Genomic DNA, 24,206 nt, shown 5'->3' with positions numbered 1-24,206 from the left:
CAGACCAGCGCACTTTGCGCTGGTCACCATAAGTTTAGACAGTTGACATTGCGCTTTACGATGTGGCTACCTCATCGTAACTTCGGCAGATGCCTAGGAGGGGGAGCCCTCCTTTTTTTCGTCTTTTGATCAGCGTATTCGTGGCGATAGCAAAGGTGACGCTGTTTCAGTGAGCATCACACTTTGATACATCAAGACACCTAACAGAATAAAAATTAACCCTGTACACAAATAAAGGAGCGCGCGCCAGTAAGGCGAAAAAGAGATCCCCTGAGTTTTGGTCAGCCGCATTGCGTGATGACGCATAAAATAGACAAACAAAGCAAGAAGGCTGATGGTAAATGCGGTTCCCATTGCCATGGCTAGTGCAGCGAAGATCCCCCACGTATACACCCCAATCACATAAGAAAAAAGCAATACCAATAATGCACCGGAGCAAGGTCGCAGCCCCATAGATAGCACCAAAATGGCTTGGGTGCGTAAAGAGGCTTGTAACTGCTGATTTGAGACAACATGTTGGTGACCACACTGGCAAAGAGGAGCCATTTTAGGCGGTGTCTTGATAGCGGATATTGAGGTTGAATTTAACGGCAAAAGGCGCTGGATATGTAAGACTGATGCTGTCCGTTTATTTCTGGCTTTTCGCCATTGATGAAATGCTTTGTAGCAACATAAGGCACCCAGCAAAACAACGAAACCATAACTGAGTTTTTCGCTGTATAAGCTAACCATATTCAAGTGGCGAGTAGAGAGCTGGAAAACCACTAATACAGCTGAAACTAACACAATCGCTACGGCACCTTGTAATAAAGAAGCGAGTAGACTAAGGATAACACTTTGTTTTAAACGTGTTGGGTGGGTGGCGATATAGGTGCTAATGATCAGCTTACCATGACCTGGGCCTAGTGCATGAAGGAGCCCATATAAAAAGCTGACAGCGACTAGCAAGCTACCTGCTTGTAATGGGTCGTGCTGAGTCGATTGCAGTAATTCCGAGAGTAAAAGATTGAGTTGGCGCTGCCAAGCAACACTGGTTTGTAACCAAACTGACCAATTTTGGTAGAGATAAGCGCCGGCGGCGCAGAGAGCGATGAAAACTACACCAACGATGATTAAGTTTAGGTGCTTGGGCTTATTATGTTGAATTACTGGCATGCAATCTTCACCTTTTGAGCAAATTGCAGCCCTAATGTGGTGTCATCTTCAGGTGTTTGATTGATATCGAGCGAGTAGGCATAAAAGCGTAACTCATCAGTGACATTAGGCTCGTTGAGCGTCATTTTACATTGGGAGTCTAGCGTGTTAGATAGAATAACCGCCTGTTGATTGGGATAGGTCATGCTGACAAAAAATGTCGGGTCATAAGTCATAAACTCGATATCCAATCCTTTTATCGGCACGGGTTGTTTTAATCGCGCCGTAAATGAAAAAATAAGCTGTAGCCCTTCACGTTGTAAGCGGTAGTGGCTTGGTATCGCTTGAAAAGCTATTTTTTTACCTTGTGAATAAAAGTCGGTGAAATAGTCTTGGGCAAGAATATTTGCCATTAATGTTGCCGCTTGCGTTTTCCATTGAATGTCATCTTCTTGGCTATTTTTTAACTCATAAGCAATATCCGCAGAGGTCATTGGATCCATCTTCCACGTGAATGTCAGGCCGATAACTTGCTGTTGCTTGATTTCGGGTATGACCTGCATATCGATAAAGCTATGGGGGTGAGCAAAACTCTTGAAAGAAAAGACTAAACACAAACTGAGGAATAACACATTGAATTTCATAAGCGGTACATTTCAACGAGTAAGTCAAATAGGCGAAAAATGTTATAACATAACTTAATTTCAATGTGAAATAAATTTATGGTGCAACTTACTATCGAGAGGGCATTGTAATATTCAATATAAAACCTTTTAACATTCAGGGTTTTTTATTCACAAAATAACAGCGATAATAGTCATAATGGCTAGTGTGGGCACTATGTGGACACTGGTACATTTTATTAAATTAATCTCAATGAGTTATAAGGGTTTAAAGAACACCATGCCAGTGTTACATAATCAAATTTCAAATAAAATTCTTAAAGAGCGTATGTTGGCGGAGACTGAGCCACGTACCACAATTTCGTTTTATAAATATTTCAACATCCACGACCCAGTAGAATTTCGCAACGAGTGGTATGTGAAGTTCAAAGCACTTAATGTGTTTGGTCGTGTGTATATCGCTAAAGAGGGTATCAACGCTCAAATCAGCGTGCCTTCATCAAATGTCGAAGCGTTGCGCGAACTAATTTATAGCACTAGCCCTGAACTGAATAATTTACGTCTTAACATCGCTATTGATGATGATGGTAAATCTTTCTGGGTCTTACGCATGAAAGTCCGTGATCGTGTGGTTGCGGATGGGATTACTGACGATTCATTTGATGCCTCAAAGACAGGGCAATATCTTAAAGCACATGAAGTGAATGAGATGATTGATGACCCGAATACCGTATTTGTAGATATGCGTAACCACTATGAATACGAGGTTGGTCATTTTGAAAACGCGATTGAAGTGCCTTCTGATACTTTCAGAGATCAGCTGCCAATGGCTGTAGATATGCTACAGGAACAAAAAGATAAAAATATAGTCATGTATTGTACAGGTGGGATCCGCTGTGAAAAAGCGAGTGCTTACATGCTGCATAATGGCTTTAAGAACGTATACCACGTTGAAGGCGGTATTATTGAATATGCGCGTAAAGCCAAAGAGCAAGGTTTGCCGTTACGTTTTAAAGGGAAAAACTTTGTGTTTGATAACCGCATGGGGGAGCGCATTACTGATGAAGTATTGGCTCACTGCCATCAATGTGGTGAACCTTGTGACACGCATACGAACTGCCGTAATGATGGCTGTCATTTATTATTTATTCAGTGCCCTTCATGCGCAGAAAAATATGAAGGCTGCTGTAGTGTTGCCTGTACTGAGGAGATGAAACTGCCAGAAGAAGTGCAACGCGCACGTCGAGCAGGGCGTGAAGTCAGCAATAAAATATTTAATAAATCACGTCATCGCTTAAGTGATGGCCTATTAAATAACGATAATTAGTCACTCATAAAAAAGCCCGATTAAGGGCTTTTTTTAATAGAGATATTTAAAAATATTATAAATAAAAAATAGCTCAATACGATTTTTAACATAGACTTTGGTGACAATATGTCTTTTTTGTGAATAAACGGTGCTATTACTGATCCCCAGTTTTTTTGAAATAATATGATTCGGTGTTTCATTCATCCAACTATTAATAATGCATTGTTCTTTTAGTGTAAATATTGATGAGTTTGAATTATTAGTTAGCCTTATTGTTTTTTCTATTTGTTCCGCATCATTGATCACTTTATCTAACGTAGGGATAATGATTTTCTTAGACATAATAAAATAATTATCTTTAAGTAATAGTGGCTTATCAGATATTGGATAAGGGGCATTAATGTAGATATAGAATCTAATCTCATTTGATGTGCTTAATAGCTTTTTTAAAGTTAAACAGTAATTGGAATGGTGACAATAATAAGTTAAATTCACGAGTATGATATTGGGTTTACTATTGTTAATACAATGAATAGCTTCATCAATACATCCTACACTAATAAACTCAAGTTTTTTATTTGAAGATAAGTATTCAGTAATACCAATTCGAGTATAATAACATTCATCAATAATGAGTATTCTCATAAGGAACATCCTTGTTCGAAAGAGGATTACAATAAATTGGAATGGATATTAAAGTCAATAAACTAGTGATAAAAAATAATTAATTTAGTTTGTTTTTGCAATTAATATAAAAATAACTATTATTATTTTTATATTATGAATATTAATTATTAGAAGTATAAAAATTTAATATACTAAAAAGATATGAATTATTGATGGTGTTAATGGATATTTGGTTATTACCAAATATCCATTATTTTCACTAGTGCGTTTTAAAGTCAGGCTCTACATAATCACCGGACTCTATTTTATCAATACCGGCTTGTAGAATATCAATAAGTTGTCTGGCTACATCGGTTGTTAACCACATTGTTTTATCAACAATGGCGTTCTCACTGTTTTCACTTTTTTCTGGGAGATAATGCAAACGCAACATCATTGCATCATAGGCATCAACAGTACTGATGTCCCAGCCAACAACAGGGTGAGTCTGAATCACTTCATTTTTTCTATTCATAAACACCTCCTAATCATACTGCGTGATAAATATATATCGATAACTGACTAAGAGCGAAAAACTCATAACGAGTATCAATCAGTATAAGGGGATTTTGCCAATTGAAAAGAAAAATACGCTTTTTTTTGCATCCAAATGACAGATTATGCAAAAAAGTGACAAAAAAGGGAAAAGGACTAACGGGAAGTGATGAGCTTCCCGTCGATATGACTAGTCAACAACGCGTACAGACCAGCGAGCATCCTCACCTGCAAGGAAAGGGATCAGTGCATCATGGCCGCACTCAATGGATGAGGTGGTTATATTTTCTTCTTTAGTTAACTGAATAAAGCCATCATTAACAGGTAAATTATAGAACTTAGGACCATTTAATGAGCAGAAGGCTTCAAAATGAGCAAGTGCGCCGAGTTCTTCAAAAACTGTTGCATAAGCTGCAAGTGCTGTTGGAGCATTAAAAACCCCAGCGCAGCCACAGGAGGACTCTTTACGATGTTGAACATGAGGTGCTGTATCCGTTCCTAAGAAGAAACGATCACTGCCTGAAGCAACGGCTGCACGCAATGCTTCTTGGTGAACATTGCGTTTTAGAATAGGCAGGCAGTACAAATGTGGGCGCACACCGCCAACTAACATGTGATTGCGATTAAACATTAAATGTTGTGGTGTTAATGTAGCTGCTAGATAGTCATCGCCCCCTAGTACATATTGGGCAGCTTCTTTAGTGGTGATGTGCTCAAAAACCACCTTTAATTTAGGGAATGTTTTTCTAAGAGGTTCCATGACTTGCTCAATAAAACGAGCTTCGCGATCAAAGATATCAATCTGACTGGATGTGACTTCTCCATGGATCAATAATGGCATTCCTGCTTGCTCCATTGCCTCAAGTACAGAGTAGATATTTTTTATATCAGAGACTCCGTGGCTTGAATTGGTTGTTGCATTGGCAGGGTACAGTTTACAAGCAGTAAATACCCCTTCATGAAAGCCGCGTATTAGTTCATCAGCATTCGTGGTGTCAGTTAAATAACACGTCATTAATGGCGTAAAGCGATCACCTTCAGGAACTGCTTGAATAATACGTTCACGATATGCTTTAGCCATCTCTATTGTCGTGACAGGGGGAACGAGATTTGGCATGACAATGGCGCGACCGAAGAATTGACTGGTATAAGGCACAACAGTTTTTAGCATATCACCATCGCGAAAATGAACATGCCAATCATCTGGGCGGCGGATCGTTAAAGTTGTTGCAGTTGTCATGAAACCGGCTCCGTAAAGGGTAAATAGAGTAATGAGCGAAATGCTCAAGCCGGAGCAGAATGATAAAACGAAAACGATAAAATAGCTATGTTAATTCACAATTATCTTGAAAAAGAATGGTTTTATGATAGGACAGAACAAATATAAATTTAAGATAAGGTTGGGTGAATTAAGATGAATTAAATAAGAAGAGATTGGCTCCTCCAGCTGGACTCGAACCAGCGACATACGGATTAACAGTCCGCCGTTCTACCGACTGAACTATGGAGGAACGCCTTAAAGCGAGAGGAATATTAGCGTTACTGATTCTAAAAGTCAAAGAAGAAACAGCAATAAAAGTTCGATTGCTTGTTATGTGATCGAATTGCTGTAACTTTCATCGAATAAGGGATCTGACAGGTGCTAAAAATAAACTGATCGCTATAATTGTGGTATTTGCGATGAATGGTCATTGCTATTTTTGTGGCTTGGTTTGCATATTTTAGTATGGATAACTGATTTAATAATAGTAGGCACGTTATCTTAACGTACGATAAAACTAAAAATGGAATAGAACAAGGAGGAGCATGTGCCAAAGGATACTACGGTCATTGAGGTACAGTTTGACCGATATGATATTCAACAAATTTGTGGTGATGACATTATAAGGATCATAGCATCAAATAAGGTTTTATATTGTTATAGCTCTCAATTTCCCCAAATACTTCCCAAATTAGACAGTATCAAAAAAAATGAAAAATTAAAGGTTTGTGTTAGTCAACTCGATAGTGGTGATTATTGGTTATATTGGTTAATCGCTGAAAATGGATGTGAATTGACGACTGATTACGAGCGAGGAGAGGGAGATTTTGTATTTATCTTTAATTTTTTTGTGCTAATTATCATGGCGATCCTGATAATGATTATAAAAGCAGATATATTCCTATCAGGAATAGCATTTATTCTGATGGCAATTGTTTACATAGGTTTGATTTATGGGGTAAAAGGATTGTGGATAATGTTATGTTCTCCTTTTAATTCGGCGATTCTAAATTTACAAAAAGAAAAGGGACAAAGTGAAACTGGAATATTCAATAAAAAAGCCTATTTCTATATGTTTTTTCTGTTAAGAAAGATAATTAATAAATTGAGTTTCACTGAGCATTATTATATAGAAAGTAATCCTGATATAAATATTAATCGTATAAAAAAATTAGGTTTGCATGTTAGTCATTTTGAAGTTGAGGAAAAGGAAACTACTAATAAGAATGTACATATAAGTAACTATGTTGCTGATAAAAGGGTAGAAATTGATGTATCCAATAATTACCATTATATTCACAGTAAGGGCAATATTTACTATTGTGGTACTCATGAACGAAGAAAGGAAAATAGTATCTTTATGAGGAGCCAAGCGCCATTTATTGTTGCAAAAGGGGATGATGTTGAGATTATCCATGATGAGAAAAAAGCGGTGATTGGTCTCATTAATAATACGAGTCAATCAGCTTACCTATTTACTTCAATATATTTTTTTTTCTTCAAAAGATATAGCGTAATGTTTTCATTAAAATTCGCCATTCTCTTTGGTTTCACTATGACATTCTCACTAATGCCTTTTTCTTTTTCCCTTGCTCCTGAACTTATAGCTAATCTACATATGCTGCTGTTATTCTTAGGACTCAACTTGGCACTTTTTGTGCTCTATTTTTTACTAAGAATGGTTTATGTGAAATATGCTAACAATGACCGTTATGAAATCACTCAGCAATATTTACAAAATCGAGTGTTAGAAATGAATAAAAAGCACTTGACCATTATTGATTTCTTAGATCTCTCATAACGTTTTAGGCAAACCATAGAGAAGGGAAATAAAGAGTTATTAGCTAACGAACGCGATTTATTCAAATAATGTTAGAACAAGTCTGCATAACGAAAAAGCCCGCTAAAAAGCGGGCTTTCAAAATTTGGCTCCTCCAGCTGGACTTGAACCAGCGACATACGGATTAACAGTCCGCCGTTCTACCGACTGAACTATGGAGGAATTGCTGTGTTCCTGAGAACGAGGCGCATATTACCCATCCTGTTCATGCTTGTAAAGTATAAATATGAAAAAAAATGCCAAGTGATTGCTAAGTGAGCAATGCGGTGGTTATGTCGGCGAAAAACATTACCTGTAGATATCATACCTAAGAACGATAGTCATAAAGCAAAACTATATTTAACGTTAATGATACAATAAATTAACAATATGGTGATGTGATGAAAAAAACACTGCTAGCAATTGCATTAAGTTCCGTGATGTCGGGTGTGGCATTGGGGGAAGTCGATGATAGGCCTAATGTTCTGATCATCATTGCCGACGATATGGGGTATTCGGACATTAGCCCTTTTGGAGGGGAAATCCCAACACCAAATTTGCAAAAAATGGCTGAGCAAGGTGTCAGGATGAGCCAGTATTACACTTCGCCGATGTCTGCTCCTGCACGCTCAATGTTAATGACTGGAGCCACAAACCAACAAGCGGGAATGGGAGGGATGTGGTGGTATGAAAATACGGTCGGCAAGCCAGGTTATGAATTACGCTTAACGGATAGAGTGGTAACCATGGCTGAACGCTTCCAAGATGCGGGTTATAACACGTTGATGTCAGGCAAATGGCATTTAGGTTATACCAAAGGTGCGAGGCCAACAGACCGAGGTTTTAATCAAGCATTTGCTTTTATGGGAGGAGGAACCAGTCATTTTGATGATGCTAAACCGCTTGGAACGGTTGAAAGTTTCCATACGTATTATACGTTAAATGGCGAGAAAGTTTCGTTGCCGAGCGATTTTTATTCAAGTAAAAACTATGCGCAGCAATTGGAACAGTGGATTAAACAGACTCCGAGTGATCAACCAATATTTGCTTACCTCGCTTTCACCGCACCTCATGATCCTATCCAAGCGCCTGATGACTGGATCCGTAAATTTGACGGAAAATATGACGAAGGATTTGGCAAAATTTATCGGCAAAGAATAAATCGCTTGAAAGAATTAGGGATTATTAACGATAAAACACCGATGCCGAAATTAAATTTGGATAAGGAATGGGAACAATTAACCCCTGAAGAAAAGCGCTATGCAGCTAAAACGATGCAAGTATATGCTGCAATGATTGCCTATATGGACGATCAAATTGGTGGCGTTATTAATACGCTAAAAGAGACGGGGAGAGATAAAAATACGATTATTATTTTTGCGACAGATAATGGTGCAAACCCTGCATCCGGTTTTTATTATGAGTCAGACCCTGAATATTGGAAACAGTTTGATAATAGCTATGAAAATCTTGGGCGTAAGAATTCGTTTGTCTCTGTGGGGCCTCAATGGGCGAATGTCAGTAATGCACCTTATGCCAATTACCATAAAACGACCAGTGCTCAAGGGGGGATCAATACCGATTTAATTATCACTGGGCCGGGTATTGGTAAGGCGGGGAGTATAGATAAAACACCGATGGCGGTTTACGATATTGCCCCAACGCTATATGAATTTGCTGGTATTGATGCTAATAAGCAGATCAAAAATATCCATCCATTACCGATGTTAGGTACGAGCTTTAAATCCCATTTCCTTGGCAAATCGACTGTTAATCCACGGCAGCTATTTGGTGTCGAATTACATAATCAAGCGGCGTTAGTCGAAGGCGATTGGAAATTAAGGCGTTTAGTGAAAGCCTCTCCAAAAGCAGAAATGGCTCCTTGGCAACTTTTCAATTTAAAAGAAGATCCACTTGAAACCCGTGATTTAGCGGCAAAACACCCTGAAATTGTGCAAAAGCTGCAAAAGAAATACGAACAATTTGCCAAGACCGGCATGATTATTGAAGCGAAAGGAGAGGCTATCGATTACATCGGTGTCGATGAGTCTACAGGGAACTATATCGGCATAGATCCGAAGACAAATAAGCGTATTGAGCCTGCAAAGGTGAAATGATGGGAGGTTAATATGAAAATTTCTTTTTATGATCCTCCCAGATTGCAGGGGAAATCATTAAAATCAGCAATTCCTTTTCATATTTTATTAAAGCCTGTTGGTTCGGGATGTAATTTAAAGTGTGATTATTGTTATTACCCCCAGCATAATGAGCAGAAAGCGGCGCCAATGCTCAAAGCCATGTTGGAGCCATTTATTAAAAATTATATAGCTGCCCAGCCGGCTTACACCAAAGAGATCAATTTTGTCTGGCAAGGTGGAGAGCCGTTATTAGCGGGGTTAGATTTTTATAAGCGCGCGATTGCGTTACAGCAAAAATATGCGCCTCACGGAGTGCGTATTATTAACACGTTGCAAACGAATGCGACGTTATTAACGCCTTCTTGGTGCCGTTTTTTGAAACAACATGATTTTGTTATTGGCGTGAGCCTTGATGGCCCCGAATCTATCCATGATCAATACCGTCATGATAGAAGGGGAAATAGTGGTAGCTATGCCTCCGTAATAAAAGGGATCGCACTACTGCAACAGTTTGACATTGAATTCAATATATTGACGGTGGTACACGATGGTGTCGCTCATTTAGGCAAAGAGATTTACCTTCATTTTGTACAACTTGGTATTCGCTATATTCAATTTCAACCCCTTATGCTGGAGGGGGATGCTATCCATCAAGGATTCACGCTCAGTGCGAATAATTGGGGGCTATTTTTAAGCTCAGTGTATCAACAGTGGCAAGCGTCAGGGCATATCGGGCGTGTTTTTGTGATGAACATTGAACAGGTATATAGCCAATACTTTACTCAGGTGAGCAGTACTTGTGTTCATTCAGAACGCTGTGGCACGAATATGATGATGGAAACTCAAGGCGAGATTTACGCTTGCGATCATCAAGCAAATCAAAGTCACTATCTTGGTCAATTTAATGGGCAGCAAGGATTTAGTGATTTTGTTGAGGCATCTATCTCGTTGCCTTTTGGGCAAAATAAGAGTCGACGCAAAGAGTGCCAACAATGCTCGGTTAAAATGGTTTGCCAAGGCGGTTGCCCGGCTCATTTGAATCAATTTGGACGTAACCAATTGTGCGAAGGCTACTTTGCCTTTTTTAGTTTGGTGCTAGCGCCGATAAGGCAATATCAGCGAAATGCGCAGGGGGTTCAGCATTGGCGTAATGCATTCTTAAAAAATGCGGTTGCTTAAATAGCAAAAGCCCGCTATAAAGCGGGCTTTCAAAATTTGGCTCCTCCAGCTGGACTTGAACCAGCGACATACGGATTAACAGTCCGCCGTTCTACCGACTGAACTATGGAGGAATTGTTGTGTTCCTGAGAACGAGGCGAATATTAACGGTATCGCCTCAGACTGTCAACGATAAAAACACAAAAATAATCTGTTTGATTACTGACTGTGCATTATGGTTGATTTTCATACTAGCTTATTGATATTGCGCTTTATTCTGAGTCATTAAAGGGGCCTTTGCCTGTGATGGGATCTCAGGATAGGCAATATGATAAATATCATAAAATGAAAGCATCCCTTTAAGTTCTAGCAAACGGGTTATTTCTTGCTTAATTGCATGATTGACTTCATTTGAATCAAGTATCTTTTGAATTGATGCATCAGAAACTTGCTCGGTAACAAACCACTCGCCATTATAACAAACACGCAGGTCGAGCACGCCAATATCTTCAAAACGGTAAACAGGTTTAATATCAAATAATAAGACAGCCGCTAAAATAACAAATAGTGCGGTAAAACCTAGCATCCAATACAGACCAAAATAAGGGGCATATAAAACCAAAATTGCTAATGGAATATAGGCCGCGACCATACCGATACACAGGTAAGGATGATTTGCGATGAATTGACTGTTGAAGTAAGGTTTGCCATCGCGTTTTTCTTTTTTATTGATGGTGTCTAAATCTTCAATAAGTATTTTTTTGATGATATCCATAATGTGATAGCTCTCTGTAAAGGCATCTATACCTTGAAGAGTATCATGCGTAAGTTGAATTGTTATATATCAGTTGTAAAAAATTTTGAGTGTAATTGTCACTGTATAAGAATAATCTCACTGACAAATGGGATATTTGTTCAATAAATCTTTTAATCTATCAACAAAATGCGAAAAAATTTGTTCGGTTAACCGCGTGAAAAGTGACGTAACTTAAAAAACAGCATTTTTTTAGGGGTAATCTATATAAAATAGTTGCTATTATCCTTAACTCATGAGTTAATGAGTCTCGGCCTGTTTAGCAGTCCTATTTGATGTACGATTACTGAGTTTGTGTTCTAAAGAAGAAAGTTATCCCAGATAGCCTTTGACCGTGACGCTTCATCTTGGTTTTTTCCTGATTAAATAGTTGACTCTGGCCCATATATGCCGAAAAGGCAAGTTTTTTTGATGTTATATAGGAAAAGTCAAATGTCCGACAAAATGAAAGGTCAAGTTAAGTGGTTCAACGAGTCTAAAGGCTTCGGTTTCATCACTCCTGCTGATGGTAGCAAAGACGTTTTCGTTCACTTCTCTGCCATTCAGGGCGCTGGTTTCAAAACTCTGGCAGAAGGCCAGCAAGTTGAATTCACCATTGAAAATGGTGCGAAAGGCCCAGCAGCTGCTAACGTAACTGCAATCTAAGCTTAATTGCTTAACTGATTTTCTAAAGCCCGTCATTTTTAATGACGGGCTTTTTCATACCCGCTAAACTAGGCTTCAGAGGATTTTTTTTACTGGAGACCGCCATCAATGAAAATTCATGATCGTGTTTATGTTAAAACAGACGGACAGAGTCGTCGTGAAGGGAAGATATTGTTAATTGAGCCTTTTAATGAAGGTACAATGTATTTAGTTTCCTTGCCAGAGTACCCGGGCGGTATTTGGTTTTTTAACGAAAAAGAGGGTGGTGAAGGCGTATTTGTCAGCCCTATTGAAAGTTAAATTTGTTAAATATTTTTTTAAAGCTTTACTTCATAAATGACGCAATCTATACTTCTTGCAAATTTTCTTAGGAGATAATTACTTGGACAGTCAGAGTTGTAATACAAACACTAAATTTATTGGCAAGTAATTAATTACCTTTCTATTTAACTGCTTGCCACCATGGCGGGCAGTATCGAGCGTAAATGCACGCGATACTCCTTAATATAAAGTGATGAGCTATCAATAGCTTATTGTTATTTTGTGAGTAAAAATCATGAAGCTCTATTTCTATTCATTATTTCCTCCGGGTATATGCCTATAACGTCTGAATAATTATTTTATTATTCACTTTAAGGCTATATGGAATTTATTTTCCATATTTTCATCTACCCAAAATAATTTGAGATGCAGTGGAGCAGCAAGAGAATACATTGCCAGAGGTATAGCTAATGATGCCTCTGCGGTGAATAAATATTGTTAAAAACACTGCGGCTTGAAATATGACTGATATATCCAAATTATTTTTGGAGGAACAATCATGTTATTTACTCCTGATATTTTCAATTTAGTTTCTGCAATGTGCCTAGGAGCATTAATCGGCGCTGAGCGTCAATGGCGTCAACGTATGGCAGGGCTACGCACTAATGCCTTAGTTGCAACTGGGGCGGCTGTATTTATTTTAAGCTCAGTGACAACTTCACCTGATAGCCCCGGACGAATTGCGGCACAAGTCGTGTCAGGGATCGGTTTTCTTGGCGCTGGTGTCATTATGCGTGAAGGAATGAATATCCGTGGTTTGAATACGGCGGCAACCCTTTGGTGCTCAGCGGGGATTGGTGTGTTATGTGGACTTGGCCAATATTCTTTAGCGACCATGGCAACCATGCTTATCTTGTGCGCCAATATCTTACTGCGAGAGGCAGCACAACGTATTAACAAACAGCCACAGCAGCAGGCGATTGATATAGCGCAGCGCTATAAGATCCGCGTGATGTGCCATCAAGAAGACGAAATCTTAGTGAGAACTTTAATTTTACAGGCCATCAATGGGTTAAATATTCGTCTACAGTCATTAAGCAGTGCCGATACATTGAAACCTGAACAGTTAGAGGTGCTCGCGGAGTTTTTAGCGACGCCAGCGGAACAGAAAGAAATTGAAGCGCTAGTGTGTCGGATCAGTCTTGAACAGAGTGTTAGCGCAATCAATTGGAAAGTCGCATCAGAGCTGCCAGCCTGAATGCCAGATCATCATTAACAAAAGGAGCCGCAATGGACGATCACCCTCCGTCATGGAGCCAATACAGGAGCTATCTAACTATGAATAAATAATTTATTTTCAGTTAGATAGCGTTTTAAGCCGCACGCAAAGTGCCTAGTAGAGATAAACGTTATGACTGAAATCAGGCATCAACACAGAACTGGCAAAAATGCCAAAGTGACTGGACGCCAAAAATTTATTGTTGGCGAACAAGCAAACAAAACAGTAGAGCAAGTGCTGAATGCGTATCAAACTCATTTACTTGGTTTATCCGAGAATGAAGCACTCGACCGATTAGTCTCTGTGGGGGAAAATGAAGTCGCTCATGAAAAGGCCCCTCCAGCATGGAAACAGCTACTCTCTTCATTTAAGAATCCCTTTATTTTTGTTTTAATGACGTTGGCTGTAGTGAGTTTTTTCACCGATTACCTGATCCCAGAGCGACACGGTGAAGAGACTGATTTAACGGGCGTGATTATTATTGTCACGATGGTTTTGCTAAGCGGATTATTGCGATTTTGGCAGGAGTATCGAACTAATAAGGCCGCGGAGGCGTTAAAGTCACTTGTTCGTACGACAGCAACCGTATTTCGTCGTGATAACCAAACAGGGCGCTCAGTCCGTAAAGAAATTCCAATAAAGTGTTTAGTGCCGGGAGATATTGTACTGTTATCGGCAGGGGATATGGTTCCAGCAGATCTCAAACTCGTTGAGTCTCGCGACCTCTTTATCAGTCAGGCCATATTAACAGGGGAATCAATTCCTGTAGAGAAATATGACACTTTGGGGGATGTTAGTGCTAAAAGTCTTGAAACGGTTTCACCAACGGAAAATGAATTATTGGAGATTTCCAATATTTGTTTAATGGGAACCAATGTTACCAGTGGGGCAGCAAGAGGTATTGTGGTTGCCACAGGGGCAAAAACTTACCTTGGCTCATTAGCAAAATCAATCGTAGGAACCCGTGCACAAACTGCATTTGATCGTGGAGTCAGTAGTGTGAGTTGGTTACTTATTCGCTTTATGTTGGTGATGGTTCCGATTGTTTTGTTGATTAACGGTTTTACAAAAGGCGATTGGTTTGAAGCGACACTATTCTCTCTTGCTGTTGCAGTCGGCCTCACACCTGAAATGCTGCCTATGATTGTTAGCTCTAATTTAGCCAAAGGGGCGATCGCCATGTCTAAACACAAGGTGATTGTTAAAAGGCTTAATGCGATTCAAAATTTTGGGGCAATGGATGTCCTTTGTACAGATAAAACAGGCACGTTAACGCAAGATAAGATCATATTAGAGCATTATTTAGATAGTGCAGGGCAGAAAGATAACCAAATCCTTCAGCTCGCGTGGTTAAATAGTTTTAATCAAAGCGGCACGAAAAATATGATGGATCAGGCAATTATTCGCCGAGGAAGAGTGAAACAGGAGATTGAACAGTTACGTGCTTATCAAAAAATCGATGAGTTACCGTTTGATTTTATTCGTCGTAAACTTTCTGTCACGGTAAAAACAGCGGAAGGTGAGGCTCTGTTGATATGCAAAGGTGCGGCGGAAGAGATGCTAGCGGTATGCACAAGCTATCAGCAAAATGGTCAATCGCTCTTATTAGATTCACAAGCTAGGAAGCAAATCAGTGAGTTAGTGAGTGACTATAATCGTCAAGGTTTTCGCGTTTTATTACTTGCAACTCGTCACTTAAATGAAGATGAGGCTTGTTTACCTCTTTCAGCCCAAGCTGAGCAGCAGCTTGAATTACGTGGTCTTTTGACATTCCTCGACCCTGCAAAAGAAAGTGCAATTTCAGCAATTGCCGCATTGCGAGACAATGGGGTAACCGTAAAAGTATTAACAGGTGACAATGCCATCATTACGGAAAAAATTTGCCGTGACGTTGGGATAAGTATTAGTGAAATTATGACTGGCCTTGAAGTCGAGGCAATGACCGATGAGGCGTTAAAACAAAAAGTAGAGCAGGTATCGGTATTCTGTAAATTAACACCTTTACAAAAATCCAAAATTTTAAAATTACTACAGGCGAATGGCCATACAGTAGGTTTTTTAGGTGATGGCATTAACGATGCGCCCGCACTTCGTGATGCGGATGTCGGAATTTCTGTTGATACAGGCAGCGATATTGCGAAAGAATCCGCTGATATTATTCTGCTAGAAAAGGATTTAATGGTTCTTGAGCAGGGCGTAATTAAAGGAAGGGAAACGTTCGGCAATATCATTAAATATTTGAATATGACCGCGAGTTCCAATTTTGGAAATGTCTTCTCGGTATTGATTGCAAGTGCATTTATTCCTTTTTTGCCGATGCTAGCCATCCACCTGTTAGTGCAAAATTTATTGTATGATATTTCCCAGTTGGCTTTACCTTGGGACAAAATGGATAAAGAGTTTTTAAAACGTCCCCGTAAATGGGATGCAAAAAACATTGGCCGTTTTATGGTTTGGATTGGGCCAACATCATCCATATTTGATATCACTACATTTGCACTGATGTGGTATGTATTTCAGGCCAATACGGTTGCTCATGAAGCATTATTCCAATCAGGCTGGTTTGTCGAGGGATTATTATCACAAACATTAGTCGTTCATATGTTACGGACTCAAAAGATCCCATTTATCCAAAGTACAGCAGCATTACCTGTATTATTAACCACAGGGTTTATTATGGTACTAGGGTTATATATTCCATTCTCACCATTTGGTGAAATGATTGGATTACAGCCATTACCAATTGAATATTTCCCTTGGCTGGTGTTAACTCTAGTCAGTTATTGTATTGTCGCTCAGTTAATGAAACAGTTTTATATTAAACGGTTTGGTAATTGGCTGTAATATAAGGGGCATAATAAAGCAGTAAAGTGATATAAGATTACTTTACTGCTTTTTATTTATCAAACAAAAATTAATGGTTGTTGCTTGGACTTCTCGATAACAATATTATTGATGAGGGTTGCCGTATCTTCTCTGATCTTGCTTAATGAGATATTCGGGTAATAGTGTGAGAAAATATAATCACTAATTGTGTTTAAACATAGTTCTTTAATTTGGCCTCTCACTAGGCTATTTCCGTCCGAGAACTCTTTTGCGAGAGTGTGTAGCTTGCTTTCTAGCTCTTTGACAGAGATAACGGCTCCCTTAATTGAGGGTTGAGCTAGCGTATCAAAGTCGACACCAAGGTATATGCCATGAGACTGCTCTATCTGTGAAAATATTTTGGCTTTATCCGCTTTAGTAATAATATTTTCTTTTTTATCGTTAACTTGATTTTTTGTTAAAATTTGACTGTTTATTTTATCTATTTCTTTGTTAATAATTGAGCAAACATAGGTTTTTTGTTCTTGCAAGATAAATTCATCAACAATCTTTTCATAGATCTTCGATTTTTCTTTTTGATTAAAAAACGGAAGCTTCCCTCGTGTCAAACTCGATAGGGTATCTTGGAAAGATGCTGAGATGGAATGATTCACACTATCATGAATATGATTAATATCAAATTCTAATGTTTTCTTTAATTCAAAAGGGGTGTTTTTAATATAGTTTATTTTAGGTGCTATTTGAGGGGTAACTTTTAATTCATTATTATCAGACTCTACAGTGACAATAAACTTATCTTTACTGTTAATTTTTCTTAAAAAGGTATCACTTTCGTAAGCTTTAGTGGGTGTGGATGTTAGATAAAATTTCATATTTTCCCCTTTTGAATAATCTCTATTTAAAAGAACCTTAAATCTAATCATTACGTGGTTATTTAGATTACGATTAAAATGAATCTTAATAGGTTAGTTTCGTATTATCTAAAATAGCGTCTAATAGCCACACAATGACTGTTTTTTCCGTATAATTTATAGTAGGTAAATAGAGATGAAATTACTTTCAAAAAACAATAATACGTTTCGTGGATGTCATCGATTGGAAGATATGAAGAGATTCGCTATGAGTGATGGAGCCAAGGATTAATGGCTCCATATTTTCAAAGATATCTGATTATTGCAGACCTAATACAGATTTCATTTGTTTCAGTGCATCAATACCTTGTTGGCAAGCTTTATCTTGCTGATCTTTAGGTAATGCTGCAATTTGCTTTTTACCTTCTTCCAGCTGGCCTTTCATTGAGTCCAGTTGAGTTTTTGCTTGTGGATCTTCAGAAGCTTTAGCGATTAAACCATCCACTTCAGCAAAATATGCGTTACAAGTCTCAGTTGCACCTGCAACTACTTCTGCTTTTTTCTCTTCTTCAGAGCAAGCAGTGATAGTCAATGCCATTAAACCCATACCGCAAGCTAAAATTAACTTTTTCATAATCAACCTTAAAATTATTTGTTATTGAAGTAGCAAAATCGAGTATATAAGAGATTGCTGCAATATCAAACGTGACAAATCCTAAAAAATAACTCGACAAATCGTTTATAAGTTAATCAAAAATAAATATTTTTATCGTTATAAATTTACTATTTGGTTTTTTAGTCTAAATAATACGAGTTATTCATTAAATAAGGCTTGGAATAAGAACAATGAAAATGTGTTATTGAAAGTACGATATGTGTACCTGCTCCACTTGTTGGATATTGAGAGCCGTTAGAACAGTTGCCGCGAGTCGCTTGTTTTTCATTCAGATAATGCAAAGTGCCATTTCATCACTTACCAAGAAAGTTATCCACAGATTGAAGGGGGTTTTACCCACAGAAAATGTGGATGGCGTGACATTTTCTATGATGCTTTTTTCATCGTTCGATGAACTCACTATCCTTTTCTATGAGTAAGTACGTAGAGGAATATACTTGCTGTATATCATTAAGTTACTGGTTTTCTGGAAGAACATTAAGTAAGTTCTATAAACCTAATAGACTTTTTTGCTATAAACTATAACTATTTTGCATATAATCAGAAAATAAATTCATATGTGTAATTGTCATATAAATGTAAAAAATAATTTACATCTTAGTGTTTATAGTAGCTTATGGACTATTTAAAAAATAAACAACTACGGCATAAATAGTTAAATTTTAGTTATGCTAAGTGATTTGCGTCACACTTTTGCTATTTTAGCGTCAATTTATCTATAGAACTGATTTTTAAATTAAATTTCCATTGAATGCACTGGTGAATATCAGTAAAGTTTCTGTCCTAGTGGTTGGTATGGTGAGCGTCTTATAAAATTTCATCGTGCTTTGATTTTATGCAAAGACAATAAAAGACTGGTTTAATAGGTTGACGCTAAATCAAATTCGTACCAAACTCTAGTCTTCGCAGAAATTCGCCAAAGAGCGATAGACGCGATAGAATGCATTTCACAGAGGGAAGTAGTGCATACGGTGTTTTTTTAGTATGAATGCTTACCTTAAGTGAAAGTAAATAGCTTGATATAGGTATATCTGTATCACTATGCAACATAGCGGATAATAATAATGCTATGGGCATAATCAGAATGTAACGTGACATGTCACGCTACAATTTTAATTTTAGACTTACACACAGGGCTTTATCATCATGTCTGCTTCTATTGTTAAGAAACGGCCTCTGAGTCGTTATATTAAAGACTTTAAACACAGCCAAACACATTGTGCACATTGTCATAAAACATTGGATCGTATCTCTCTCGTTTTTAACGATAGTATCTTGAATAAAGAAGCTATTGCTGAGATGACTGAGTTGGTCGATGAAAATACTTGGCTTGAGTTACAGGATAAATTTACTGCACTTTGTCGTTTCTGCAGCGAAATTTATTGCAATAGTAATACTGACTTCTTTGATATTATGTCATTTAAGCAGTATTTATTTTTACAGACTGAAATGAGCCATAGTACCGTTCGTGAATATGTTGTTCGTTTGCGCCGCCTAGATGAACTACTCTCATCATCAAACTTCTCAATGAAAGAGTTCACTACAAGCAAAATCCAAGAGCAATTAAGCGATAAAATGACTGAATCGGCTTTCAGTAATTATAATATTGCGCTCCGTAAATATGAGCAATATTTATACTGGGAATCAGAGAAAAATTAATCAATAGCATCAGAGCAAGTCAAGTGCTTGCTTAAAATGTTATAGTTAAAATATGTCAGGTGTCCATTTTGGGCACCTTTTTGCTTTTCCCTTTAAATAAGCCCACTTTTATTATTCAATTACCAATTACACTGCCAAATATTTATTAGTTTAATACTCCTGAATCAGAATATAGATATTATTTTGATCAATTAAGTCATATAAAGAATAAGCAATAATGACTATTGTTTATTGAGCATAATTCGCTCTTAGTTAACCAATATCATAAAGCGCCAGTAATAATGGTAAGTGATTAAAGCGTGAATAGGAGCGTGTTATTGAGGGTAGGGAGTCTGATCAATTGAGGTATTCTGAAAACCAAAAAAACAGCCTGACCCCAATATTTTTAGGCTCAGGCTGTGGTTAATTAGCCAATTGTCATTAAGCTTGCATTACCACCAGCAGCAGCGGTGTTGACGCTTAGTGAGCGCTCATGAACTAATCTTTCTAGCAGTAAGTTAGTTTCACCTCGTTCAAAGCCTTGGACAGAGATAATCGGGCCTTTACGTTTGGCAACCGTTTCACAGACGATTTTGAGTTGATCGCTGTCACCATGGTAAATAACCGCTTCAATATGTCCGTTATACTCTTGCCAATCTTTGGTGATTGAAACTGCGTTACGCACTTTTTCAGGTAGCGACTTATACAGTTTTTGGTGTATTTCGCTTTCTGGCCATAATGCTTGGCAGCCACTCGCAAGAACTCCCGCCAATTGCACTAAGCAGTCTTTCTCGTTATCACTGAGACATAAAATAGTGCCTCGAGGCGTTAAAGTATAAGTGTTTCTTTCCCCTGTAGGCCCAGGTAATAAACGCGAAGTCCCCGCCTGTGCATGACGTGCAAACTGCTCAAAGATAGCCGGTTCGATGCGATTTTCTTGCTTCTCCAACCATGACGAGAAGGCATCAAAAGGTTCGAGGAGTTGTGGTCTTGCGCTGGCATCCATTGCTAACTCATTGTCTTGTCTTTCGAGTGTACGTGATACCGCATTATCAGGGCGTTCACTTAACAACCGATAGAGATAAAGTGGGCCACCGGCTTTAGGTCCGGTACCAGAGAGGCCTTCACCACCAAATGGTTGAACGCCAACTACAGCACCTACCATATTGCGGTTGACATATAAGTTACCGACTTTTGCTTTCATAACGACTTGATTGATAGTCTCATCAATACGGGTATGAACACCAAGTGTTAACCCATATCCTGCCGCATTAATTTGTTCAATAAGATCGGTGAGTTGTTCGCGCTTGTAGCGCACCACATGTAATACAGGGCCAAAAATTTCCTTTTTCAATTCGCCAACGTTGTCTAACTCAATCAGTGTTGGTTTAACATAAGTACCTTCGGACTGCTCACGTAGGTCATCAATATTGTCAAATACAGCTTGGAAGACCTCTTTACCTTTGCTACGCATTTGCTGGATATGCTGTTCAATATTCTCTTTAGCTTCATTATCGATAACCGGCCCGATATCCGTAGAAAGGTGCTCTGGATTACCCATACGGCACTCTTCCATCGCACCTTTTAACATACGAATTGTGCGATCAGCGACATCTTCTTGGATACATAAAATACGTAGGGCGGAGCAGCGTTGACCTGCACTATCAAAAGCAGAAGCGACAACATCTGTCACGACTTGCTCTGTTAAGGCCGACGAATCGACGATCATCGCATTTAATCCGCCAGTTTCTGCGATGAGTGGGGTTGGACGTCCTTGAGCATCCAGCCTTCCCGCAATATTACGTTGCAGCAATCCAGCAACTTCCGTAGAGCCTGTAAACATTACACCACGAACTCTTGCATCACCCACTAATTTCGCACCAATCGTTTCCCCTTTACCCGGTAAAAATTGCAATACTTCACGTGGAATACCGGCTTGATGGAGCATTGATACTGCAATTGAGCCGATCAGTGGTGTTTGCTCTGCGGGTTTCGCTAATACCGTGTTACCTGCTGCGAGAGCTGCCGCAATCTGTCCGGTGAAAATTGCTAGAGGGAAGTTCCATGGACTAATGCAAACCACAGGGCCTAACGGTCGATGGGTATTGTTATCAAAATCATCGCGGACTTGAGTTGCATAATAATTCAAGAAATCAACGGCTTCACGAACCTCTGCAATCGCGTTAGCATAGGTTTTCCCCGCTTCACGAACCAGTACATCAAGTAGAGGCTGTAATTGTTGCTCCATGATGTCTGCGGCACGTAAGAGGATAGCTGCACGCTCTGACGGTGGAGTCGCAAACCAAATAGCTCCTGCATCATTGGCGATGTTTAATGCATGCTCTGCTTCTTCCAACGTTGCTTCACGAACATGACCGACAATGTCAGAATGGCATGCTGGGTTAATCACTGGAAGCGCATTTTCGGCTGATTTAGCCAGTTGATATTCCCCACCAAGTAGTGGTTGAGCTAATTTTTCTTGCATCGCTGCGGTTAAAAGTGCGCTAGAAAGCGATGCTAAGCGATGTTCATTGGAGAGGTCTAGCCCCATTGAGTTGACACGATTCTTTCCATACAAGTCACGAGGAAGGGCTATTTTAGGGTGAGGTAACCCAATTTGTCCTTCTGCTTTCGATAACTCTAATACGTCTTTGACAGGATCAGATACTAGTTCATCAAGTGGAATGGTCGCATCAGCAATGCGGTTCACAAATGAGGTATTCGCCCCATTTTCGAGTAAGCGACGGACTAAATAAGCCAATAAGGTTTCGTGTGTTCCGACAGGTGCATAGATACGACAAGGGCGGTTGAGTTTACCATCAGCAACTTTCCCGACAACTTGTTCATATAATGGCTCACCCATTCCATGTAGGCATTGGAATTCATATTGACCTGGATAGTAGTTTTTACCTGCAATTTGGTAAATTGCAGCCAGCGTATGGGCGTTATGAGTTGCAAATTGTGGGTAAATCAGATTTGGTACTGACAACAATTTGCGAGCGCATGCGAGGTATGAAACATCGGTATACACTTTACGCGTATAAACAGGGTAGCCTTCTAAACCATCAATTTGAGCGCGCTTAATTTCACTGTCCCAATAAGCCCCTTTAACTAGGCGGATCATCAAGCGGCGTTTGCTTCGTTCAGCAAGATCAATAATTGCATCAATCACGAATGGGCAACGTTTTTGGTACGCCTGAATAACAAAACCAATACCGTTCCAACCTGCAAGTTGCGGCTCAAAGCAAAGTTTTTCGAGTAGGTCGAGGGAGATTTCTAAACGGTCTGCCTCTTCAGCATCAATATTAATTCCAATATCATATTGATGGGCTTGTAATACGAGTGATAGCAAACGAGGGTATAGCTCTTCCATTACGCGAGAGTATTGTGCTCTGCTGTAACGAGGGTGTAAGGCTGATAACTTGATAGAGATCCCCGGTCCTTCATAGATACCGCGGCCATTCGATGCTTTACCGATAGCATGGATCGCCTGTTGGTAGGATACCATATAATCTTGAGCATCTTTTTCTGTTAACGCCGCTTCGCCCAACATATCATAAGAGTAGCGGAAACCTTTTTCTTCCAGCTTCCTTGCATTCGCTAATGCTTGTGCAATTGTTTCGCCAGTAACAAATTGCTCTCCCATTAAGCGCATTGCCATGTCAACGCCTTTGCGAATTAATGGTTCGCCACTTTTACTAATAATACGGTTCAATGAGCTAGATAGCTTGGCTTCATTGTGAGTCGAAACCAGTTTGCCTGTAAATAGTAATCCCCAAGTTGCTGCATTAACAAACATGGAGCTACTTTGGCCCAAATGAGATTGCCAATTACCTGTACTGATTTTATCGCGGATGAGTGCATCTCGTGTTGCTTTATCAGGAATACGTAATAAAGCTTCAGCCAAACACATGAGTGCAACACCTTCTTGTGAAGAGAGTGAAAACTCTTGCAATAAGCCTTGAACTAAACCAGAGCGGCCGATCCCATTTTTTTGATTACGTAATTTTTCTGCGATGGAATAAGCTAACTTATGGGCGGCATCTGCTTGCTCTGCGGGGAGTTGTGCTTGTTGTAGCAACATCGGCAGTGCTTGTGTTTCAGGAATACGATAAGCAGATGTAATCGCTGAGCGTTTAACCGATTGAGGTAAAATATGTTCAGCGAAATCCAAAAAAGGCTGATAATTCGATTCAGTAACGGATTCTTCTTCTGATATTTGGCCATCTTTGTTATCTTGTCCCGAGGAAATCTCAGGGATGAACTGTTGATTATCAAGCTGTTCAAGATAATTAAATATGGCTTGTTTAATTAGCCAATGCGGCGTGCGGTCAAGACGTTGAGCAGCAGTTTTAATGCGTTCACGAGTCGCTTCATCAAGTCTCACACCCATAGTTGTCGTACTACTCATCCCATTTCCTCTAAATAATTAGCTACTAGAAACAAAAAAGTTACACATCAATAGCACGATGTTGCAACTTTGTGCAACGTTGTTAAAGCCTATTCTAAAGGAATTGTGAAATATATCGTATTTTTATTTGTAAAATGAGATGGTTAGAAATGGATTTTGCTAGTTTTGATTGAAAATCAATAAGTTATTGATTCTCTTTGCT

At 39.0% G+C, this 24,206-nt stretch carries 18 protein-coding genes and 3 tRNA genes; 9 read left to right on the top strand and 12 right to left on the bottom strand.

The window, feature by feature from the left end:
• Nucleotides 1–129: 129 nt before the first annotated feature.
• A complete protein-coding gene (locus tag PR699_RS11310) occupies nucleotides 130–1,155 on the bottom strand; it encodes a nickel/cobalt transporter (RefSeq protein WP_014658012.1) in 1,026 nt (341 codons plus the stop codon).
• Nucleotides 1,146–1,778 carry a DUF1007 family protein gene (locus PR699_RS11305; protein WP_040132990.1) on the bottom strand — a complete coding sequence of 211 codons (633 nt, stop codon included), beginning with the start codon at nucleotides 1,776–1,778 and terminating at the stop codon, nucleotides 1,146–1,148. The genes PR699_RS11310 and PR699_RS11305 overlap by 10 nt, the downstream gene beginning before the upstream one ends.
• A 259-nt stretch (nucleotides 1,779–2,037) precedes the next feature.
• On the opposite strand from PR699_RS11305, the gene PR699_RS11300 reads away from it, so the two are divergent.
• Nucleotides 2,038–3,084 (top strand): rhodanese-related sulfurtransferase, encoded by a 1,047-nt coding sequence (locus tag PR699_RS11300; RefSeq protein ID WP_014658015.1) that lies wholly within the window; start codon nucleotides 2,038–2,040, stop codon nucleotides 3,082–3,084.
• Nucleotides 3,085–3,117: 33 nt separating this feature from the next.
• Here the strand turns inward: PR699_RS11300 and PR699_RS11295 are convergent, their stop codons facing one another.
• From PR699_RS11295 to PR699_RS11280, 4 genes are all read right to left on the bottom strand, one after another.
• A complete protein-coding gene (locus PR699_RS11295) occupies nucleotides 3,118–3,711 on the bottom strand; it encodes a LuxR C-terminal-related transcriptional regulator (protein ID WP_014658016.1) in 594 nt (197 codons plus the stop codon).
• A 241-nt stretch (nucleotides 3,712–3,952) separates the two neighbouring features.
• Nucleotides 3,953–4,207 carry a biofilm formation regulator BssS gene (bssS, locus tag PR699_RS11290; RefSeq protein WP_004918503.1) on the bottom strand — a complete coding sequence of 85 codons (255 nt, stop codon included), beginning with the start codon at nucleotides 4,205–4,207 and terminating at the stop codon, nucleotides 3,953–3,955.
• Nucleotides 4,208–4,417: 210 nt separating this feature from the next.
• Nucleotides 4,418–5,467: a dihydroorotase gene (gene pyrC / locus PR699_RS11285; protein WP_004918504.1), complete on the bottom strand. Its 1,050-nt coding sequence runs from the start codon at nucleotides 5,465–5,467 to the stop codon at nucleotides 4,418–4,420.
• A 195-nt stretch (nucleotides 5,468–5,662) separates the two neighbouring features.
• Nucleotides 5,663–5,738, bottom strand: a tRNA-Asn gene (locus PR699_RS11280).
• A gap of 297 nt (nucleotides 5,739–6,035) precedes the next feature.
• Between PR699_RS11280 and PR699_RS11275 the strand changes: the two genes are divergently transcribed.
• Nucleotides 6,036–7,289, top strand: coding sequence for a hypothetical protein (locus PR699_RS11275; protein WP_230494575.1), 1,254 nt, complete (start codon nucleotides 6,036–6,038; stop codon nucleotides 7,287–7,289).
• Nucleotides 7,290–7,414: 125 nt separating this feature from the next.
• Here PR699_RS11275 and PR699_RS11270 read toward each other — a convergent pair.
• Nucleotides 7,415–7,490: transfer RNA gene (locus PR699_RS11270), tRNA-Asn, on the bottom strand.
• A gap of 218 nt (nucleotides 7,491–7,708) precedes the next feature.
• Between PR699_RS11270 and PR699_RS11265 the strand changes: the two genes are divergently transcribed.
• Together PR699_RS11265 and PR699_RS11260 are read left to right on the top strand one after the other, a co-directional pair.
• A complete protein-coding gene (locus tag PR699_RS11265) occupies nucleotides 7,709–9,424 on the top strand; it encodes an arylsulfatase (protein WP_004918507.1) in 1,716 nt (571 codons plus the stop codon).
• A gap of 12 nt (nucleotides 9,425–9,436) precedes the next feature.
• Nucleotides 9,437–10,624 carry an anaerobic sulfatase maturase gene (locus tag PR699_RS11260; RefSeq protein ID WP_004918509.1) on the top strand — a complete coding sequence of 396 codons (1,188 nt, stop codon included), beginning with the start codon at nucleotides 9,437–9,439 and terminating at the stop codon, nucleotides 10,622–10,624.
• Between the two features lie 37 nt (nucleotides 10,625–10,661).
• Here the strand turns inward: PR699_RS11260 and PR699_RS11255 are convergent.
• A tRNA-Asn gene (locus tag PR699_RS11255) sits at nucleotides 10,662–10,737 on the bottom strand.
• Between the two features lie 122 nt (nucleotides 10,738–10,859).
• Nucleotides 10,860–11,378 (bottom strand): YlaC family protein, encoded by a 519-nt coding sequence (locus tag PR699_RS11250; protein ID WP_004918510.1) that lies wholly within the window; start codon nucleotides 11,376–11,378, stop codon nucleotides 10,860–10,862.
• Between the two features lie 471 nt (nucleotides 11,379–11,849).
• Between PR699_RS11250 and cspE the strand changes: the two genes are divergently transcribed.
• The 4 genes from cspE (at nucleotide 11,850) to mgtA (ending at nucleotide 16,446) form a co-directional block, all read left to right on the top strand.
• Nucleotides 11,850–12,062, top strand: a complete 213-nt coding sequence (gene cspE, locus PR699_RS11245; RefSeq protein WP_008911725.1) for a transcription antiterminator/RNA stability regulator CspE — start codon at nucleotides 11,850–11,852, stop codon at nucleotides 12,060–12,062.
• 108 nt (nucleotides 12,063–12,170) lie between these two features.
• Nucleotides 12,171–12,362: a protein DsrB gene (dsrB, locus tag PR699_RS11240; RefSeq protein ID WP_004918512.1), complete on the top strand. Its 192-nt coding sequence runs from the start codon at nucleotides 12,171–12,173 to the stop codon at nucleotides 12,360–12,362.
• A gap of 520 nt (nucleotides 12,363–12,882) precedes the next feature.
• The gene (locus tag PR699_RS11235) at nucleotides 12,883–13,581 is read left to right on the top strand and encodes an MgtC family protein (RefSeq protein ID WP_004918513.1); all 699 of its coding nucleotides are present in this window, start codon (nucleotides 12,883–12,885) and stop codon (nucleotides 13,579–13,581) included.
• A 153-nt stretch (nucleotides 13,582–13,734) separates the two neighbouring features.
• Complete coding sequence (gene mgtA, locus PR699_RS11230; RefSeq protein WP_014658020.1) at nucleotides 13,735–16,446, top strand: magnesium-translocating P-type ATPase; 2,712 nt, start codon at nucleotides 13,735–13,737, stop codon at nucleotides 16,444–16,446.
• A 59-nt stretch (nucleotides 16,447–16,505) separates the two neighbouring features.
• On the opposite strand, the gene PR699_RS11225 is transcribed toward mgtA, so the two are convergent.
• Both PR699_RS11225 and PR699_RS11220 read right to left on the bottom strand, forming a co-directional pair.
• Nucleotides 16,506–17,300 (bottom strand): hypothetical protein, encoded by a 795-nt coding sequence (locus tag PR699_RS11225; protein ID WP_014658021.1) that lies wholly within the window; start codon nucleotides 17,298–17,300, stop codon nucleotides 16,506–16,508.
• A gap of 298 nt (nucleotides 17,301–17,598) precedes the next feature.
• On the bottom strand, nucleotides 17,599–17,913 hold the full coding sequence (locus tag PR699_RS11220; protein ID WP_004918520.1) for a DUF5339 domain-containing protein: 315 nt from the start codon (nucleotides 17,911–17,913) through the stop codon (nucleotides 17,599–17,601).
• A gap of 1,188 nt (nucleotides 17,914–19,101) precedes the next feature.
• Here PR699_RS11220 and fliZ point away from each other — a divergent pair.
• Nucleotides 19,102–19,614 carry a flagella biosynthesis regulatory protein FliZ gene (fliZ, locus tag PR699_RS11215; RefSeq protein WP_004918523.1) on the top strand — a complete coding sequence of 171 codons (513 nt, stop codon included), beginning with the start codon at nucleotides 19,102–19,104 and terminating at the stop codon, nucleotides 19,612–19,614.
• 406 nt (nucleotides 19,615–20,020) lie between these two features.
• On the opposite strand, the gene putA is transcribed toward fliZ, so the two are convergent.
• Nucleotides 20,021–24,004: a trifunctional transcriptional regulator/proline dehydrogenase/L-glutamate gamma-semialdehyde dehydrogenase gene (gene putA / locus PR699_RS11210; protein WP_014658022.1), complete on the bottom strand. Its 3,984-nt coding sequence runs from the start codon at nucleotides 24,002–24,004 to the stop codon at nucleotides 20,021–20,023.
• Nucleotides 24,005–24,206: the final 202 nt, after the last annotated feature.

It is taken from the genome of Providencia sp. PROV268 (assembly GCF_028477805.1).
Lineage (GTDB): Bacteria > Pseudomonadota > Gammaproteobacteria > Enterobacterales > Enterobacteriaceae > Providencia > Providencia stuartii.
The sequence above is the reverse complement of the archived record's forward strand: the minus strand, read 5'-3'. Positions and strand labels throughout refer to the sequence as shown.

Excerpts from the sequence above, each read along its gene's own strand:
- PR699_RS11220 (WP_004918520.1), bottom strand. The coding sequence starts at position 17,913 with ATGAAAAAGTTAATTTTAGCTTGCGGTATGGGTTTAATGGCATTGACT.
- bssS (WP_004918503.1), bottom strand. The coding sequence starts at position 4,207 with ATGAATAGAAAAAATGAAGTGATTCAGACTCACCCTGTTGTTGGCTGG.
- PR699_RS11225 (WP_014658021.1), bottom strand. The coding sequence starts at position 17,300 with ATGAAATTTTATCTAACATCCACACCCACTAAAGCTTACGAAAGTGAT.
- putA (WP_014658022.1), bottom strand. The coding sequence starts at position 24,004 with ATGAGTAGTACGACAACTATGGGTGTGAGACTTGATGAAGCGACTCGT.
- PR699_RS11310 (WP_014658012.1), bottom strand. The coding sequence starts at position 1,155 with ATGCCAGTAATTCAACATAATAAGCCCAAGCACCTAAACTTAATCATC.
- PR699_RS11260 (WP_004918509.1), top strand. The coding sequence starts at position 9,437 with ATGAAAATTTCTTTTTATGATCCTCCCAGATTGCAGGGGAAATCATTA.
- PR699_RS11295 (WP_014658016.1), bottom strand. The coding sequence starts at position 3,711 with ATGAGAATACTCATTATTGATGAATGTTATTATACTCGAATTGGTATT.
- fliZ (WP_004918523.1), top strand. The coding sequence starts at position 19,102 with ATGTCTGCTTCTATTGTTAAGAAACGGCCTCTGAGTCGTTATATTAAA.
- mgtA (WP_014658020.1), top strand. The coding sequence starts at position 13,735 with ATGACTGAAATCAGGCATCAACACAGAACTGGCAAAAATGCCAAAGTG.
- PR699_RS11305 (WP_040132990.1), bottom strand. The coding sequence starts at position 1,778 with ATGAAATTCAATGTGTTATTCCTCAGTTTGTGTTTAGTCTTTTCTTTC.
- cspE (WP_008911725.1), top strand. The coding sequence starts at position 11,850 with ATGTCCGACAAAATGAAAGGTCAAGTTAAGTGGTTCAACGAGTCTAAA.
- PR699_RS11235 (WP_004918513.1), top strand. The coding sequence starts at position 12,883 with ATGTTATTTACTCCTGATATTTTCAATTTAGTTTCTGCAATGTGCCTA.
- PR699_RS11250 (WP_004918510.1), bottom strand. The coding sequence starts at position 11,378 with ATGGATATCATCAAAAAAATACTTATTGAAGATTTAGACACCATCAAT.
- pyrC (WP_004918504.1), bottom strand. The coding sequence starts at position 5,467 with ATGACAACTGCAACAACTTTAACGATCCGCCGCCCAGATGATTGGCAT.
- PR699_RS11300 (WP_014658015.1), top strand. The coding sequence starts at position 2,038 with ATGCCAGTGTTACATAATCAAATTTCAAATAAAATTCTTAAAGAGCGT.
- PR699_RS11265 (WP_004918507.1), top strand. The coding sequence starts at position 7,709 with ATGAAAAAAACACTGCTAGCAATTGCATTAAGTTCCGTGATGTCGGGT.
- dsrB (WP_004918512.1), top strand. The coding sequence starts at position 12,171 with ATGAAAATTCATGATCGTGTTTATGTTAAAACAGACGGACAGAGTCGT.